A 16,467-nucleotide genomic window follows, 5' to 3' on the forward strand; every position below is an offset into this window, starting at 1 on the left:
GCTTGCACGATGATTGGCGGCTAGATTCACCTGGTGTCGCGCCGCACAGTCGAATTCGTATGCGCGATCATCATCGTCGGGCTGCTCGCCGGCTTGGCGGGCGCGGCGACAACGCTGCTGCTGCACGCGATCGAACATCTGACGTACCACTACTCCTTCGGCACGCTGCTGTCCGGTGTCGGCGGTAGTAGTCCGGTGCGGCGAGCGGTCGGACCGATGATCGGCGGTGCGCTCGCCGGCTTCGGGTGGTGGATGCTACGACGAAGGACCACCGTTCCGCCGCTGGCCGGAACCATCAAGGCGCACCGGCCCATCCCTCGGGTCGCCATGTCCATCGACGCGTTCCTTCAGGTGCTACTCGTCGGCGCGGGCGCATCGCTGGGTCGCGAAGGCGCACCCCGTCAACTGTCCGCCGCATTGGGCGATTTCGGCACCACCCGGCTGTCGCTCACGCCGCGCGACCGTGAGATTCTGCTCGCCTGCGCGGCCGGGGCCGGACTGGGTGCGGTCTACAGCGTGCCGCTGGGCGGAGCCTTGTTCGCCGCGCAGATTCTGCTGGGCAGCTGGCATCCGCGGGTGCTGGGCACGGCTTTGATCACGTCGAGCCTCGCGGTTGCGGTCGCCGCGCCCGTCACCCATCTCGAGCACCCGCTGGATTGGCCGGACGCGTCGACGTCCTATCTGTTCGCATTCCTCGCGCTGGCCGTCGCACCGCTGGCAGGAGCCATCGGTCTGGCGTTCAACCGGATGATGGACTTCGCGCGGCCCAAGGTGCAATTCACGTCCTGGATACTGATTCCCGCGATCGCGGCGGCCGGCCTGGTGACCGGCATCTGCTCGATCTGGTACCCGGAACTTCCCGGCAACGGGCGGAGCATTTTGACGGTGGCGGTCGACAGCAGTATGACCCTCGGGGCCGCCTGCGTGATCCTGTTGTTGAAACCGCTTCTGACAGCAGGGTTTCTGCGCGCCGGAGCCGTCGGCGGACTGCTCACACCCGCTTTGGCCACCGGCGCGGCCACCGGATCGGTTGTCGCCCTTGCACTCAATCAGCTGGCGGGAACCCACATCCACGTGTCGGCGTTGGCGCTGACGTGTGCGGCCGGGGTCTTGGCAATCACCCAGCGGTCACCCCTCTTTGCGGCGTTGTTCGTGTGGGAACTGGCGCACCCACCGTACTGGTTCCTCTTCGTGTTCGCGATCGCGGCGTATGCCGCACACGGCCTGCGCTTGATGCGCGAGCGCCGGGAGGACGAATCACCTTCTCACTGACGGGTTTTCACCCATGTGCCGGCGTCGCCGACGATGCCGACGGGCACAGCACCGGACAACTTGACGTTCTCAACGCTCGGCCCGGCCGCGACGATCGTGGTGTCCTGCAGAATCGGCAGCACCGTCGACATGTTCCACAGTCGCGGTTCGACGGCGGTGATCACGGCGTCGATGGGCTCGCTGCCGTCGAGTGCGGCGTCGATCTTGGGCTGCAGGCTGCGATCACAGATACCGGTGATATTGCTTGGCGCCTGGACCAATTCGCCGGTTTGCGGCGCGGGACTGGCGAGCGTGGTCGTCGGCGTTGCGGACGGGGCCGGCCGCGCGGACGTCGGCGCGGTCGCGGTTGTGGTCGAGGTGGTCTCCGGGGTCTCTGGGGTTGATGTCTGCGGGGCGGACGTTTCCGGCTCGGTCGTCGCAATCGCGGTGGCCTCGAGCGCGCGGCAGCCGTACCGCGATGCCAGCGAGGTGGCGAGGTCACCGCCGGCTTGATGCCAGCCGACGACGGCGTCGACGCGGTTGTTCGTCAGCGCGTCGCCGTAGAGCGCTACCGGATCGAGCGCCGATACGGATGCTTCGATGCCCACGTTGCGCAGTTGGTCGGCGGCGGTGTTGGCGACCGCGACCGAGGTCGGATCGTTGGCGGCGACACCGAGCACCAACGACAGCGGCTCCCCGTCCTTGATGATGCGGCCGCGGTCGTTGTCCGGACCGGGTGTACCGGGCGTCGGCGATTCCACTGGCTCCACCACGTAGCCGGCGTCGACGAGCAGTGCGAGCGCATCCTCTTTCGAGATCGCGGGCGGCGCGGTCGGCACGTAGCCGGGATCGGACGGCGATCGCACCTGCGCCTGCGCCAGCGTCACCGTGTTGTCGTCACCGGCCCCCACCGCGGCGAGCAGGTCGACGTCCAGCAACCCGAAAATCGCCTTGCGCACTTGGGAATCCGCGAGTGCGGGCTGTTGCGCGCGCAGCGTCAACTGCATGACGCGCGGCGTGACGATCCGCGCCGTCCGGACGTCCGGAATCGCCGAGAGTTGCGCGAAGGTCGCTGCACCGCCGTGGACCTGGGCCACCTGTGTGTCTCCGTTGCGGATCGAATCGGCCAGGGCGGCCGCGTCTCCGCCGCGCCTCAACAGGATCAGGTCGGGTTTGGCGGGCGCGCTCCAGAAGCGGTCATTGCGCGCCAGCAGGATCTCGTCGCGCTGGGGGTCGATGTTCTCGACCCGGAACTGACCGCCGGTGACGGGCAGCGTGCGAACCAGGCCCGCGGCGAATCCGCCGGGGATGTCCTTGACGATGTGGGCGGGCAGGATGTTGTTGAACAACTCGCGCCAGGCCGGATAGGGCTGCGAGAAGGTGACTACCGCGGTCTTGCCACCCTCGATCGACTGCACGCCGGTGATGAGGTCATAGCCTGCGGGGTCGACCACCCCGGGTTGGCTCACCATCTGCTGCCACAGGTACCAGAAGTCGTCGGCGCCGATCGGGGCGTTGTCGGTCCATGACGCCTCGGGCCGGATCTTGTAGGTGACGATGAACGGATCCCGACTGGTGACTTCCGCCGACTCCAGCAGCGTGGTGTCGAGTTCCCATCGCGAGCCGGTCGGGGTGTTGGGATCGGGCACCGGCCGAAACGAGCTGGGCAGCACGAGAGAACTGATCGCGGCGTTCACCGGTGACTGGTCGGCCAGCAGGTGCGGATTGAAGCCCGGACCGATCCAGTCGATGGCCATGATGATCTGCGACGCCTTCGGCGGAGGTGGAGCCGTCGTCTCTGTGGTGTCGGTGCTCTGCGGTGCCGGCGGCGGGCTCACGGTGCAGCCGGACAGGAGTGTCATCAGCGCGGATATCGCGACTATGACGCGTACTGGCCTCGGCACGGTGTTCAGGGTATCGGCAGCCGCTCGGCCGTTTCGGCCAGCGCTAGCCCCGGGCTTTGGCGCGGGACTTCGCGCGAGCCCGCAGCGTGGCGTCCAACTCGACCTTGCGGACCCGGACCACCTCGGGCGTGACCTCGACGCACTCGTCCTCGGCGCAGAACTCCATCGCCTGTTCGAGGGTCAGCTCGAGCGGACGGGCCAGCGTCTCCATGACATCGGCCGTCGATGACCGCATATTGGTCAGCTTCTTCTCGCGGGTCACGTTCACGTCGAGGTCCTCGGCGCGCGGGTTGATTCCGACCACCTGACCCTCGTAGGTGTCCTGGCCCGGTTCGACGAAGAATTGGCCTCGGTCGGCAAGCTGAATCATCGCGAACGGGGTGATCGAGCCGGTCCGGTCCGACACCAGCGATCCGGTGTGGCGGGCGCGGATCTCACCCGCCCACGGGCGGTAACCGTCGAATACGGCGTTCGCGATGCCGGTACCCCGGGTCAACGTCAGGAAGTCGGTGCGGAAGCCGATCAGACCGCGGCTGGGCACGATGAAGTCCATTCGCACCCAGCCTGCGGCGTGATTGGTCATCTCCTCCATGCGGCCCTTGCGGCCGGCCATCAGCTGGGTGATGGCACCGACGAACTCGTCGGGACAGTCGATGGTCATCGCCTCGAAGGGCTCGTGCAGCTTGCCGTCGATGGTGCGGGTGACCACCTGCGGCTTGCCCACGGTCAGCTCGAAGCCTTCGCGGCGCATCTGCTCGACGAGCACGGCCAGTGCGAGTTCACCTCGGCCCTGCACCTCCCACGCGTCGGGCCGGTCGATGTCGACGACCTTGATCGACACGTTGCCGACGAGTTCGGTGTCCAGGCGTGACTTGACCATGCGCGCGGTGAGCTTGTGCCCGGAGACTTTGCCCGCCAGCGGTGAGGTGTTGGTGCCGATGGTCACCGAGATCGCGGGCTCGTCGACGGTGATGCGCGGCAGCGCGTGCGCGTGCTCGGTGTCGGCCAGCGTGTCGCCGATCATGATCTCCGGGATGCCCGCAACGGCCACGATGTCACCCGCGATGGCCTCGTCGGTGGAGGTACGTTCCACACCCTCGGTCACCAGCAGCTCGGTGATCTTCGCGTTCGTGATCACCGGATGACCGTCGACCTCACGCATCCAGGCGACCTGCTGACCCTTGCGAAGCCGGCCCTTGTAGATGCGGATGAGCGCGAGGCGACCGAGGAACGCCGACGCGTCGAGGTTGGTCACCAGGGCCTGCAATGGGGCCTCCGGGTCGCCCTTGGGCGGCGGGATGTGTTCGAGAAGCACGTCGAACAGCGGGTCGAGGTTCTCGCCCTCGGGGTTCTCACCGTTGGCGGGTTCGACGGTGCTGGCGATCCCGGCCCGGCCGGACGCGTAGAGCGTGGGCAGACCGAGCGCGTCCTCGGCGGCCTTCTGGGCCTCCTCGTCGAGATCGGACGCGACGTCGAGCAGCAGATCGTGGCTGTCGGAGACCACTTCGGCGATGCGGGCGTCGGGCCGGTCGGTCTTGTTGACCACCAGGATCACCGGCAGATGCGCGGCCAGCGCCTTGCGCAACACGAACCGGGTCTGCGGCAGGGGGCCCTCGGACGCGTCGACCAGCAGCAGCACCCCGTCGACCATGGACAGCCCGCGTTCGACCTCACCACCGAAATCGGCGTGTCCGGGAGTGTCTATGACGTTGATGACGGTCATGCTGCCGTCGGGGTGGCGACGGTGGACGGCGGTGTTCTTCGCCAGGATGGTGATGCCCTTTTCCTTCTCCAGGTCCCCGGAGTCCATCAATCGCTCGATGGCATCATCACCGCGGTGGGTCAGGGCGCCGGATTGCCGCAGCATCGCATCGACCAGGGTCGTCTTCCCATGATCGACGTGCGCGACAATGGCGACATTCCGGAAATCCACGCCGGTAAGTGTCGCAGTGCGGGTGCTCAATCGCGAAAACGAGAGAGACAGGTCACTTGAAGGCCAGCAAGCTGCTCGACATCAAACCGAAGAAGAAGTGTTGCCGCAGTAAACCCCGATGCAAGAAATGCCCGCTCGTGCTGCACAAAGTGCATAAGGCCGAAAGGGTGGGCGTCCGCGGTAAGGAGCTCGAAAAGATCTATCGGCGCGCCCGCAAGAACTGATCCTCCGGAGTACTTTGGAAATCATCCGTCAGGCGTGTTCACGTGCGGTTTGGAGGTACCGATGTGACGGTCTATCAGGTTGCAACCATTGCGCTGATCTTCGTGGTGGCTTCGGCCGCGACGCTGGCGATCTACCTCGGCTTACTCAACTGGATGGGCCGGTTTCACGTGGTGCACTGCTCCGCGTGCCATCACCTGACCACAGCGTCGACGAGGGAGCCACAGGCGTCCTGCCCGCATTGCCGCCACCCGTTGCTGCTACACCCGCTGCATGCGGTGACTCACCCGAATGCGCGGGTGCGGGTGCTCAGCGACTCGCTGCGGTACTGAGCGCTGGACCGGAAATCACTGGCCGGCTTGCCCGTCCAGCGCCGGAACGCGTGTGAGAACGCGGTGGTGTCGCTGTAGCCCAGCCTCCGCGCCACCTCGTTGACCGATAGCCCTACGACACTGAGCAATTCGACGGCCAAAGTGTGGGCGACATCGTTGCGCAGCTCCCGGTACGACGTGTGTTCGTGGTCGAGCTGACGACGGAGGGTGCGAGTGCTCATGTGCAGTTCGGCGGCCAGCTCCTCGACGGAGGGCATCGCCTCCGGACTCCGCGCGAAGCGGGACCGCACGGTGGCCGACAGAGTGGGTGCCACCTCCAGGGTGTGTACCAGGCGTTCACATTCCCGTGCGCACGCGGCGCGGGTAATCGGGTCCGCGGTCGGCAACCGTAGCGCCAGCGCCGTGGTGGGTATGCGGAAACGGTATTGGGTCGCAGCGGTTTCCACGTCGAACGGATGCAATGCGGCGCGCAGTCGCTCACCTTGCTCGCCGTCGAACGGAACCTCCACGGTCAGCGGAGCCGCCGCGAGCCCGGACATCCGCAGCAGCAACGGCAACGCCGAAAGATCGCGCGCCGCATAGTATTCGCGGACGTCCACGGGCAGGTGTTCGTAGCGCAACACCACGATCGTGACGTCGCCGACCTGTACCGACTGGGGGTTGAACACCGTCGGGGACAGCGTCGCGTAGGCCAGCGCGAGGGCCAGCGCCTCCCCCGCGTTGGCACTGGACAACAGTGCGTAACCCCAGATGCCCAGATCGCCGACGGTGAACTGCGATCCGACGCTGATCCCAGCCGCCAGCGGGTCGCCGAGTTCGCGGACCAGGTTGGCGGTCATGACGAACTCGTCGTCCTGATCCATGCGGTAGGCGGCGGCCACGACGCCGTTCTCAGTCCAGTGCGTACCGGCCAGCACCCGTTCGAACGGCACGTCGGCGTCGCGCGCTACGGCGAACGCGTAGCGGATTCCAGCGGAACTCCTGGTCGCGGTCATCGCCTCAATCGTGTCACGCACGGCCACTAGGGCCATGTGGTTGGCCGAATCGACCACCTGATTGGCCTTCGCGATCATGTCGCTGCGGGCCGTGGGCGCGCATTCTTGCCGCATGCGAGCAGCGGTGGTCGGGTCGACGATGCGTGACTTCGGACTGATGGTGGGCCAGGGTGCGGTCCGGGACCTGCGGCTCGCTCGGGTGGGTTCTGTCGCGAAACACGTGCCGAGGACCACCTTCGATCCCACTGCCACCGAGACGATCAGGGATCCGTTCCCCGCGCTGGCGCGACTGCGTGCACAACCGGTGCACGTCAACGAGAAGCTCAATGTGTGGATGTTGGCCCGCCACGAGGACGTCACCGCTGCGGCCCGGGCGCACGACGTGCTGTCGTCGAGTTCGGGAGTCCTGCTGCGGTCCACGGTGATACCCAGCGTCATCACCACCGACGAACCCGACCATGCCCGGCTGCGCCGCGTGGCCGCGCCGTATTTCACGCCGTCGGCAATGCGCCGGCTCGAGGGATCGCTGGCGCAGTTCGTCGATCCCAGCGTCGATGCCCTGGCGAGCGGCGCGGTCGTCGATATGGTGCCCGCCCTGACAGTGCCGCTGCCCGTGTCCGCCATCGCGCTGCTGCTGGGTGTCGATCGCTCCCGCTGGCGCGATTTCCGGGTGTGGTCCAATGGCGTGACCGCGCTGTTCGGCGCACGCTCGCTCGCCGAAGTCACGACGACGATCGGCCATGCGCTGCCGGGCATCCTGTCACTACGGGAACTCATCGTCGACGAACTGCACAGGCGCCGTCGCGAGGAGCACGACGACGTACTCGGCGGCCTCAGCAAGGCGCTTGCCGCGCATGAGATCACACCGCTGGAAGCGCTCAGCGCTGCGTTGATCGTGCTAATTGCGGGGAACGAAACGACCACCAACCTGCTCGGCATCCTGCTCATCCAGCTGGCGAGCGATCCGGATCTGTATGCGCGACTGCGGGATAACCGCGACCTGATCCCGGCCGCGGTCGAGGAGACGCTGCGCTGGGGCTCACCGGTGCAGTGGGTGACGCGCACGACGCTGGCGCCGTACCGAGTCGCCGACACCGTCATTCCTGCCCGCTCGCGGGTGGTGCTGTTCTATGCGGGCGCGAACCGCGACCCGCGCCGGTTCGCCGATCCCGACCGTTTCGACGTCGAACGAAAATCTCTCGGCCACACCGGCTTCGGCCATGGTTCGCATTTCTGCATGGGTGCGCACCTGGCTCGCCTCGAAGTCGTCGTCGCCCTCAACGGGATCTTCGACCGCCTCGCCGGCCTGGAGTTGGCGGGACCGGTGAAGTGGACGACCACCCCGTCGCTGTCCGGACCGACAGCGCTGCCCATGCGCGCCATCCTGGATTGAGCCCGCTCCAGAGGCGACGAGTTGCGGATCAACCCGTCAGCGCAGCGCGCAGTTCGGCAAGCCAGGTACGGTCGGCGGGCACCCAGGCCAGGTCCTCGAGTTCGTCGACGGTGATCCAGCGCAGCGCGCGGTGGTCGTTGGGATGCAAGGTGCCGCCGATCTGGGTGACCCGGTAGGCGCGCAGCGCAGTCGACGGCGTGAGCGCGACGTCGACTCCGAGGCGGGCGCCGACAGTCACGTCGACGCCGAGTTCCTCCTTGAGCTCACGGACGAGCGCGGCCTCGTCCGTCTCACCCGCGGCCACCTTGCCGCCGGGCAGTTCCCACAGGCCGGCCAGGGCCGGCGGCCTGTCACGCTGTGCGACCAGCAGTGCGTTAGCCGCGATCAGAGCACCTGCGACGACGATCTGGTTTGACATCGCGGCTGACGGTATACCTAACAAGCATGGCTGTATTGACGGACGACCAAGTGGACGCCGCACTGCCCGATCTCGACGGCTGGGAGCGCGCCGACGGCGCCCTGCGCCGGTCGATCAAATTCGGAGCCTTCCTGGACGGTATCGACGCGGTGCGGCGCGTCGGCGAGAAGGCCGAGGAGAAAGATCACCATCCCGACATCGATATTCGTTGGCGGACAGTCACTTTCGCGTTGGTGACGCACTCCGAGGGTGGCATCACCGACAAGGACGTCGAGATGGCGAAGGAGATCAACGCGATCGTCGGCCAGTAGCGGCGATCCACGCCAGCGTTACCAGCGTGGCGACGATGTAGATCAGCCCCGCCCAGGCCAGGTACCACGGCCGGGAGATGACCCAGATCGTCGGCTGCGCGAAGCTCAGCAGCCACGGCACCCCGATCAGGGTCAGCACCAGCCAACCCCACCCCAGCACCTTCGCGCCGAGCCGGTCCCGCAATGGCCCGTGCAGCAGCCAGATCATCAACGGGATGAGCCACACCCAGTGGTGCGTCCACGAGATCGGCGACAGCAGGAGGCCGAACAGCTGTACGACGACGATGGCCCCGAGTCGGTCCGACGCCCCGCCGATCGCGCGCCATGCCAGCACCGCCAGTACGGCCGTCCCCGCGATGCCGGCCAGCACCAGCGGCCCGTAGCCCGCGTCGTGTCCGAATATCCGGGATATCCCGCCGCGCCATGACTGGTTGAACGACGTTCCGATTGGTCCCACCCGGGACGCGTCACCCAGCAATTCGGTGAAGTAGTAACGGGTTTCGCCGCCGATGATCAGCCACGAAATCGCCACCGTGGCGAAAAACACGACCGCCGAGAACACGACGACGGCCCACCGGCGGGCGCCGAGGAAGTACAAGCCCGCCACCGCGGGTGTCAGCTTCACCCCGGCCGCGAGGCCGACCAGTAGTCCCGACACCCACCATCGCGAGGTGTACACCGCATACAGCACCGCGAGCACCAACAGCACGTTGATCTGTCCGTAGTCGAACGTGCTGCGAAGGGGTTCGATCCAGATGCCGACGGCCGTCCACACCATCGCCGTTCGCTGGTTCGCGCACCCCAGCAGCCGCTGGCTGATCCGCACGACCCCGTACAGCGCCGCGAAAAGACCGAGTTGCCAGGCGAATGCGACGAGTCCGAACGGCAGCAGGTGCAGCGGGTAGAACACGATGGCTGCGAACGGCGGATACGTGAACGGCAGCGGGAAGTCCGGCGTCTGGTCGGCGTAGACGTAGTCGTAGAGCGTGCCCGGATGATCGAGCATGCCCGCGCCGCCGACATACACGTGCAGATCGACGAAGTTGGCCCCGTTGGGCACCAGGTACGTCCACGCCAGGCGCACGACGATGCTGATCACCAACAGAATCGGCGCCGCGGCGGCCAGTCGGGCAGGCAATCGCGACGCGGTCGAGGCGGTGGTCGGCGTGTCTATCCGTACGACTCTATCGACCGGTAACCGTTAGCCGTCGCATCCGTAACGGTTGCATAAATGCCACACGTGTCACTTGAGTAACACCAGTAACTCCGTAGCTTCGGGTCGAGGCGTGCCGACCAACCTGAATGGGAGAACCATGCACAGCACCAGAAAACTCTTCGCGACCACGATGATCGCGGCCGCGGGAGCCGTCACGGCTGCAGTGGCCTTGAGCGGAACCGCTTCCGCCCAGCCCGCAGCACCTGCGCCGACCCCCGGCGTCCCGGGCCTGCCGTTCATCCAGCAGCTCGCATCCAATCCGGCCGCAGCGACGCAACTCATGCAGGGTTTCACGTCGATGCTGACCACGGCTGCCACCCCGGCCGCACCCGCCGCGGCGCCGCAGACCGCAACCGCGTCGGTCACCCTGCCGCAGGCTCCGGCACTGCCCACCGCAGCGCCGGTCGCCACAGCGGCTGCGCCTGCGACCAATCCGACCAACCTGCTGACGGACGCCGCGGCACCGCTGACCGGTCTGGCATCGCTGTTGCCCGCCGGAACGCCGTTGGCCGGTCTCCTGCCGGCAGCGTCGACGGCCGCCGCACCCGCCGCGGCCGCCGCACCCGCGCTGGCTGCTCCTGCGGCCGCCGCTCCCGCGGCGCTTCCCGCCGCCGGTGCCGCACCGCTGATGCTGCCGTTGTCGGCACTGCCCTGACGGCAGCGGCGACGTCGACCGAGAAGACCACCACAACCACTCTCAGGGGGAGTCATGTCAACAAGGACGATGTTCGCCACCGCTGCCGTTGCGCTCGGCTCATCGGTCACGCTGCTGTTCGGCGGCGTGACCGGTGTGGCCGGCGCAGAGCCGGCACCCGCCCCGGCACAACCCATCGACGCGCTGCAGGCCCCTGGTCTCCCTGCGGTGCAGAGTCTCGGACCGATCATTCAGCAGGCCGCCGCGGATCCGACCAGCGCGGCCTCGACGTTGATGGCCGCCGCCGCGGTGTTCGCCGGCGACGCCGCCGCACCGCCCGACTCACGCAACGTCGCGTCGGCGGTCAACCAGTTCGTCGCCCATACCCCAGCCCCCGGTGCGGCGCCGGGCACGGTGGCGCACCTGCCAGCGGGGGTCAACCCCGCCCATGCCGTCGGTCCCGCGCCGGAGGAACTGCCCGCCCCTGAGGCGGCCGCGGCACTGCCCGCGCCCGAAGCCGCGGCGCCGGCGCCCGGGCCCGCACCGGAGGTCGCAGTTCCGGTCCCCGCGCCGGCACCTGCGCCAGGCCCGGATCCCGCTGCCGCCGCACCCGCCGCAGCGCCCGGCGGCCCCGAGTTCGGTCCGGACGCACCGACGACGCAGGACTTCCTGTATCCGTCGATCAGCAACGGATGCCTCAAGGATGGTGGAAACGTGCTCGCCACAGCGATTTCGGTGGCGGGTCCCGCGAAGATCCCGACGCCGGGACCGGGACCGGGCCAGACGGCCTACGTGTTCACCGCGATCGGCACCCCGGGTCCGGCTGCGGAGCAGAAGCTGCCGCTGAACGTCACCTGGGTGAACCTGACGACCGGCAAGTCCGGCGGGGCCACACTGGTGCCACGGTCAGACATCAACCCCCAGGGGCCGACCACGCTGACGGCGATCGCCGACACCGGTTCGGGCAGCATCATCTCGACGATCTTCGGTCAGGTCACCACGACCGAGAAGCAATGCCAGTTCATGCCGACCATCGGTTCGACGGTCGTTCCCTGACGCGGGCGGCTCAGTAAGCCATGAAGAGGATGGCATCTCGGTCGTAATCGCGGCCGGGGTGCACCTCTGACAGGTGAGCCTGAGCCTTCTCGACGAGATCGTCCTCGTTCTCACCGCGGATCGCCTCGCCGCACGGGCAATTCAGGTGTGTCTTCATACGTAGAGCTTCCCACAGCCGATGATGTTGGGCATGGAGCTTTCCGACGTCATGCGAACAACCGGTGCGGTCCGTCGATTCACCGACGACCCCGTGCCCGACGAGGTGCTCGAGCGCATCCTCGACAACGCCCGGTTCGCCCCCACCGGCGGCAACCGCCAAGGCACCCATGTCATCGTGATCCGCGATCGCGAGACCCGGAAGGCGCTGGCCGACCTCAGCGTGACGGGTGCGCGCCGCTATACGGCTCAGGTCAAGAACGGTGAGTTCCCGTGGAATCCGGTGAAGCCCATGAAGGTCACCGCGGAGGAAGTCGCCGCGACCGAGGCGGGCCCTTATCTTCCGTTCGTCTACTGCGGAGCCGTCCTGGTGGTGTGCGTGGACCTGAACGTGTGCGCGGCGTTCGACCAGCACCTCGACCGGATCGGGCTGATCGCGGGTGCGTCGGTGTATCCGTTCGTGTGGAACATTCTGCTCGCCGCGCGTGATGAGGGCTATGGCGGCGTGCTGGCGACCGTGACCGTGGCCGAGGAACCCCGAGCCAAGGACCTGCTCGGTATCCCCGAGGACTACGCGATCGCCGCGCTGCTGCCGATCGGCAAACCGGTGAAGCAGGTGCGCAAGCTCACCCGCAAGCCGGTTGCCGAGATCGCGACCCGCGAGCGCTTCGACGGTGAGCCGTTTCGCGCTTAGCGCGCGGTTTCGGCCGCTAGGTCGACATTCGATAACAGTTCGGCAGTTAGCCAGCCTCGAAGGCGCCGCGCCTCTTCCCCACGGGTGAGTGCCGTGGGATCTTGATTGCATGACCTGCATTTTGGGTTACGCAGCCGCGAGCGCCGTCGGGCAGAACCTCGAGGCTCAGCTCGTCGCGCTCAGCGACGAGGGCGTCGACCCCAGGCGGGTGTTCACCGACAGGCTGTCCGAAACCGCCGACCGGGCCCGCGCCGGGCTGTACGCGATGCTGAGCTACGCCCGCTCCGGTGACACGGTGATCGTCGTCGCGCTCGACCGCCTCGGCCGCTCCACCACCGAGGTCACCCGAACCATCGCCGACCTGACCGATCGCGGACTGCGACTGCGGGCGTTGCGTGAGGGTCTGGACACCGGCACGTCGACCGGTCGTGTCGTCGCAGGGATCCTGCGCAGCCTGGCCGAACTCGACCTGCAACCCCACCGCGAGCCGAGCTAGCCTTTGGCGGCCTTCGCGGCTGCCTTGGCCTGCTTCTTGTAGTTCCGCACCCTTTCCAGCGAGCCGGGATCGACCACGTCGGCCACCGACAGGAACGAGCCGGCCTTCCCGTAATCTCCGGCGGCCTTGCGCCACCCCTGCGGCGTCACGCCGTATTGCTTGCCGAGCAGGGCGAGGAAGATCTTGGCCTTCTGCTCGCCGAACCCGGGCAGCGCCTTGATGCGACGAAGCACCTCGGCCCCGTCCGGATCGCCGGACGTCCACAGCCCCGCCGTATCTCCGCCATAGTCGGTGACGATGAGCTGCGCGATGGCCTGGATCTTCTTCGCCATGGATCCCGGAAAGCGATGTATCGCAGGGGTTTTCGAACACAGCGCGGCGAACTCGTCGGGGTCGTAATCGGCGATCTCCCTGACATCGAACCCACCGATGCGGTCGGCGATCTTCTTCGGGCCCGCGAACGCATGCTCCATCGGATACTGCTGAGAGGTGCCAACACGATTGTAACCATCCGCAGCCATGCGGTCGGCAATCTTCTTCGGCCCCCTGAAGGCGACTTCGAGGGGGATCTGTTGGTCGAGAGTCATCCCGACCAGTAGGGCGAAGGGGCTTTCCGACAGGAGTTCGTCGGCCTCTTGCTCTTGGGCGAGCCAGAGTCTCGTCACGGGGCTGTCCATCCTTTCGAGGCACACAGGAGGCAGTAGCAGATGGAAGAGAATGTAACCGTGGACGTGGCCGCGTGGCTGACGGCGGTAGACCGGCACCCCGAGACCATCGACACCGACCGACTCATTGCCGAGTTCCTGGCCCAGCGCCCCGGTCGACTCTGGTCGCTGAACGACGTGCTCCACGGGCTGCACCGGGAACGGGATCTGTCCGACCTCCGGGACGCCGTCAACGAACTGGTCTGGGGATGGTGGCTCGAACCCCTCCTCGAGGTCAGTTGCGAGTACGGGAACGGCTGCATCGACCCGCTGTGCGGGGACATGCTGTTTCGGATCATCCTCCCGACTGAACGTCGGTGACACCTTCGATCTGAGATCGGTCCACCAGGAAGGCCGGGGCTTTCAATGCCCCGGCTTTCTGCTGTCAGAAGTACTTCTGCGGTGTCCCGGTCACATGGAGATCGGCCCGGATCGCTTGCAGGAGTTCGATCTGCGCCTGGTCGACTACCTCCTGGTTGTCGTAGAACGTCTCGTTGTCCTGGCCGTGCCGCGCAGCGTGGCCCCAGCGCCACGTCGCGCTGTAGGCGTCAATCGCCGCCTTCGAGACCTCCGGGGACGCGTAGACCTCCAGGCGTCGACACGCGTCGGCTGCTTCGGTCTGCCATCCTTCGGGAAGCTCAAAGCCTCCAGGGCTGAGTCCCATGCCGTGGTCGTAGGCCCGGAGGGTCATCCTCCGAAGGGCCTCGTAGAACTCGACGTAAGCAGTCCGACGTTGCTCGAACGTCAGCCGCTCGTCCTCCCGAGTCCAGCGGGCCTGCTCCCGCTGCACCTCCCGATCCCAGGCCGCTTGCTCTCGCCGGTTGGCGAGGATCTGAGTCACTACGACGCCGGCCAGCGTCGAGACGAAGCCGAGCGCGGCCACGACCAGAGGCACCCATAGCGGAGTCATGACCCCAGGGTGTCAGAAGGCGTTTGGTGACGCTTGCCACAAAACGCCGGAATTGCCTGCGGCATACAGGTACTCATATTGCGAGGGGTAGCGCCGGGTTTGGCCGCGCCCTCCCCGTGACATCGATCACAGATCCACCGTCTGACCTCGCAATACTCACCTTCCTCACCAGTGGAGGGGTGCGCGGTAACGCGTACTCATATTGTGAGGGGCTGAAGGCCCCGGCTCGTCGTGATCCGCGCCACCTAGGCAGCCCGGTGGCTGCAAAGGACGCGTACTCATATTTCGAAGGTGTCACGTACTCATATTGTGAGAGGCTTCGAATTACACGTATCCATTGGGTGGAGGGGTGCGAATTACACCTTCCTCCATTGTGGAGGGGTAACAGCCCCCGGACGCCTCGAGCGCGGTGCGAAAAACTCACCAATACTCACCTACCAGAGCTTGATGGGGGCAACGAGCCCCCCCCCCAGACTCTGCGTGCTTGAGAGCGACCCCGCGAACCGGGAGCGCCTCGTACGCGAGACGCCAGCCGCAAGGCTGGCTCAGCCGTGCTACTGCACGGCGAACGGTGCTGAACCCCCTTTCTCAGCACCGGCTGACGGTCGGTCATGGCTCTCACCTCCCGACCGTCACGAACTTGCCGATGTGGGTTACGTCGGCTGGACGTTGGCCTTTGAGCCGCGTCCCTACCCCCGGAGTTCACGGGCTGCTGCCAGTCCTGTCTCCGCTCCGGGGGCTCAGCTTCCGCCTCGGCCTGATGGCCGGGGCCTTTTTCTCAGCACCAAACCGATAGATCGGCTCGTCAGTGGCGAGCTGCCCGTCAACGGTCGTCAGTGGCGACCACGAACAGGAACACCAACATGCCCCGATGCACCCTGCCGGGTCACATCGAGTTCAAGCACGGCCACTGCGTCCAGTGCCGCCGTCGCCGTCAGCGCGAGTACACGGCCCAGTGCCGAGACGCACGCCGTCGCCTGAAGGCGATTGAAGCCGCCCTGGCGGCATAGCCCCAACCTTCCCCCGACCACGGGGGACAAAACCGCTCCAGCGACCGCTGAGAGCTCAACAGACCTGCCCAGGAGGCAGGCCCCACATCGCCCAGGGGGCGAGAACCCATTGGAAGGAACACACCATGGAACACCACCCGCACCCACCGCTCACCGAGCTGCCCGAGCACTGGCAGGAGCACATCAAGCACCTGCGCCGGGACCGCGCGAAGCTGCGCCGTCTGGAGACGATCACCGACCTGCCGCCCTTCTGGCAGCAGAAGATCAAGAAGCTCCAGAGTGAGGCGAAGCAGCTCCGCCAGGAGCGCAACGCTCTCCGCGCCGAGCTGGCCGCTCGCAATGGCTAATCGCAACCCGGTCAGACACCACGGCAAGCTCGGCTCCCACGGCCCCGAAGGAGGACGGTTGTTCGCATCGCTCCCCATGACGCTCGCCCGAGACACCGAGCTGTCAGCTCCAGCTCGCTCGGTGGCCATGTACATCTGGTCGCACGACGAGAGGTACCAGCAGTCGGCCCGCGACGTTGCAGAGGCGCTCGGCATGAGCCGCAACACCGTGGCGAAGGCTCTGGAGGCACTCCAAGAGCGCGGTTGGTTCGTACGCGAGCGCATCACCGCGAACGCGGAGGTGTGGCACCTGCAGATGACTAACCGCCCGTTCACCCCGGACGAGGTCTCGAAGCTCTCCGGGGTGGCTCAGGAAATGAGCCACCTTCCAAGCACTGGCTCAGGAAGTGCGCCACCAACTGGCTCACCAGATGAGCCACCTACTGGCTCAGGAAATGAGCCACATAGTAGTGAAATCAGGAGTGCACCAGAAGTGCACGACTGGA

General features: G+C 66.7%; 18 protein-coding genes. 10 read left to right on the forward strand and 8 right to left on the reverse strand.

All coding sequences use genetic code 11. The features are described 5' to 3' along the window. Nucleotides 1–33 precede the first annotated feature (33 nt). Entirely contained in the window at nucleotides 34–1,272 is a 1,239-nt protein-coding gene (locus BST47_RS04095) for a chloride channel protein (RefSeq protein ID WP_083123943.1), read from the forward strand. Here BST47_RS04095 and BST47_RS04100 read toward each other — a convergent pair. Further along, on the reverse strand, nucleotides 1,266–3,113 hold the full coding sequence (locus tag BST47_RS04100) for an ABC transporter family substrate-binding protein (protein WP_083123944.1): 1,848 nt from the start codon (nucleotides 3,111–3,113) through the stop codon (nucleotides 1,266–1,268). The genes BST47_RS04095 and BST47_RS04100 overlap by 7 nt on opposite strands. Nucleotides 3,114–3,198: 85 nt before the next feature. Continuing rightward, on the reverse strand, nucleotides 3,199–5,088 hold the full coding sequence (typA, locus tag BST47_RS04105) for a translational GTPase TypA (protein WP_083123945.1): 1,890 nt from the start codon (nucleotides 5,086–5,088) through the stop codon (nucleotides 3,199–3,201). Between the two features lie 287 nt (nucleotides 5,089–5,375). On the opposite strand from typA, the gene BST47_RS04110 reads away from it, so the two are divergent. After that, entirely contained in the window at nucleotides 5,376–5,642 is a 267-nt protein-coding gene (locus BST47_RS04110; protein WP_083124264.1) for a hypothetical protein, read from the forward strand. Here BST47_RS04110 and BST47_RS04115 read toward each other — a convergent pair. Beyond that, complete coding sequence (locus tag BST47_RS04115; RefSeq protein ID WP_234809564.1) at nucleotides 5,594–6,751, reverse strand: AraC family transcriptional regulator; 1,158 nt, start codon at nucleotides 6,749–6,751, stop codon at nucleotides 5,594–5,596. The genes BST47_RS04110 and BST47_RS04115 overlap by 49 nt on opposite strands. Between BST47_RS04115 and BST47_RS04120 the strand changes: the two genes are divergently transcribed. Further along, nucleotides 6,750–8,030, forward strand: a complete 1,281-nt coding sequence (locus BST47_RS04120) for a cytochrome P450 (protein WP_234809565.1) — start codon at nucleotides 6,750–6,752, stop codon at nucleotides 8,028–8,030. The genes BST47_RS04115 and BST47_RS04120 overlap by 2 nt on opposite strands. Before the next feature lie 28 nt (nucleotides 8,031–8,058). Here the strand turns inward: BST47_RS04120 and BST47_RS04125 are convergent, their stop codons facing one another. Next, on the reverse strand, nucleotides 8,059–8,448 hold the full coding sequence (locus BST47_RS04125; protein ID WP_083123946.1) for a (deoxy)nucleoside triphosphate pyrophosphohydrolase: 390 nt from the start codon (nucleotides 8,446–8,448) through the stop codon (nucleotides 8,059–8,061). A gap of 26 nt (nucleotides 8,449–8,474) precedes the next feature. Between BST47_RS04125 and BST47_RS04130 the strand changes: the two genes are divergently transcribed. Beyond that, nucleotides 8,475–8,759 carry a 4a-hydroxytetrahydrobiopterin dehydratase gene (locus tag BST47_RS04130; protein WP_083123947.1) on the forward strand — a complete coding sequence of 95 codons (285 nt, stop codon included), beginning with the start codon at nucleotides 8,475–8,477 and terminating at the stop codon, nucleotides 8,757–8,759. Here BST47_RS04130 and BST47_RS04135 read toward each other — a convergent pair. Beyond that, the gene (locus tag BST47_RS04135) at nucleotides 8,737–9,897 is read right to left on the reverse strand and encodes a mannosyltransferase (RefSeq protein ID WP_420094017.1); all 1,161 of its coding nucleotides are present in this window, start codon (nucleotides 9,895–9,897) and stop codon (nucleotides 8,737–8,739) included. The genes BST47_RS04130 and BST47_RS04135 overlap by 23 nt on opposite strands. A 175-nt stretch (nucleotides 9,898–10,072) precedes the next feature. On the opposite strand from BST47_RS04135, the gene BST47_RS04140 reads away from it, so the two are divergent. Both BST47_RS04140 and BST47_RS04145 read left to right on the forward strand, forming a co-directional pair. Then, on the forward strand, nucleotides 10,073–10,630 hold the full coding sequence (locus BST47_RS04140) for a hypothetical protein (RefSeq protein ID WP_083123949.1): 558 nt from the start codon (nucleotides 10,073–10,075) through the stop codon (nucleotides 10,628–10,630). A 54-nt stretch (nucleotides 10,631–10,684) separates the two neighbouring features. Continuing rightward, nucleotides 10,685–11,665, forward strand: coding sequence for an Rv1157c family protein (locus tag BST47_RS04145; RefSeq protein WP_083123950.1), 981 nt, complete (start codon nucleotides 10,685–10,687; stop codon nucleotides 11,663–11,665). Nucleotides 11,666–11,675: 10 nt separating this feature from the next. On the opposite strand, the gene BST47_RS04150 is transcribed toward BST47_RS04145, so the two are convergent. Further along, complete coding sequence (locus BST47_RS04150) at nucleotides 11,676–11,822, reverse strand: DUF1059 domain-containing protein (RefSeq protein WP_083123951.1); 147 nt, start codon at nucleotides 11,820–11,822, stop codon at nucleotides 11,676–11,678. Between the two features lie 33 nt (nucleotides 11,823–11,855). On the opposite strand from BST47_RS04150, the gene BST47_RS04155 reads away from it, so the two are divergent. Beyond that, nucleotides 11,856–12,515 carry a nitroreductase family protein gene (locus tag BST47_RS04155; protein ID WP_083124266.1) on the forward strand — a complete coding sequence of 220 codons (660 nt, stop codon included), beginning with the start codon at nucleotides 11,856–11,858 and terminating at the stop codon, nucleotides 12,513–12,515. A 109-nt stretch (nucleotides 12,516–12,624) separates the two neighbouring features. Further along, a complete protein-coding gene (locus BST47_RS04160) occupies nucleotides 12,625–13,011 on the forward strand; it encodes a recombinase family protein (protein WP_083123952.1) in 387 nt (128 codons plus the stop codon). Here BST47_RS04160 and BST47_RS04165 read toward each other — a convergent pair. Continuing rightward, a complete protein-coding gene (locus BST47_RS04165; RefSeq protein WP_420094018.1) occupies nucleotides 13,008–13,676 on the reverse strand; it encodes an HhH-GPD-type base excision DNA repair protein in 669 nt (222 codons plus the stop codon). The two genes, BST47_RS04160 and BST47_RS04165, sit on opposite strands and share 4 nt — an antisense overlap. A gap of 42 nt (nucleotides 13,677–13,718) precedes the next feature. Here BST47_RS04165 and BST47_RS04170 point away from each other — a divergent pair, with 42 nt between their 5' ends. After that, the gene (locus BST47_RS04170; protein WP_083123953.1) at nucleotides 13,719–14,036 is read left to right on the forward strand and encodes a hypothetical protein; all 318 of its coding nucleotides are present in this window, start codon (nucleotides 13,719–13,721) and stop codon (nucleotides 14,034–14,036) included. A gap of 64 nt (nucleotides 14,037–14,100) precedes the next feature. On the opposite strand, the gene BST47_RS04175 is transcribed toward BST47_RS04170, so the two are convergent. Continuing rightward, a complete protein-coding gene (locus tag BST47_RS04175; RefSeq protein WP_083123954.1) occupies nucleotides 14,101–14,625 on the reverse strand; it encodes a hypothetical protein in 525 nt (174 codons plus the stop codon). A 1,135-nt stretch (nucleotides 14,626–15,760) separates the two neighbouring features. Here BST47_RS04175 and BST47_RS04180 point away from each other — a divergent pair. Next, nucleotides 15,761–15,982 carry a hypothetical protein gene (locus BST47_RS04180; protein ID WP_083123955.1) on the forward strand — a complete coding sequence of 74 codons (222 nt, stop codon included), beginning with the start codon at nucleotides 15,761–15,763 and terminating at the stop codon, nucleotides 15,980–15,982. Nucleotides 15,983–16,467: the final 485 nt, after the last annotated feature.

The sequence above is a fragment of the Mycolicibacterium tusciae genome, from assembly GCF_002086795.1.
Taxonomy (GTDB): Bacteria; Actinomycetota; Actinomycetes; order Mycobacteriales; family Mycobacteriaceae; genus Mycobacterium; species Mycobacterium tusciae.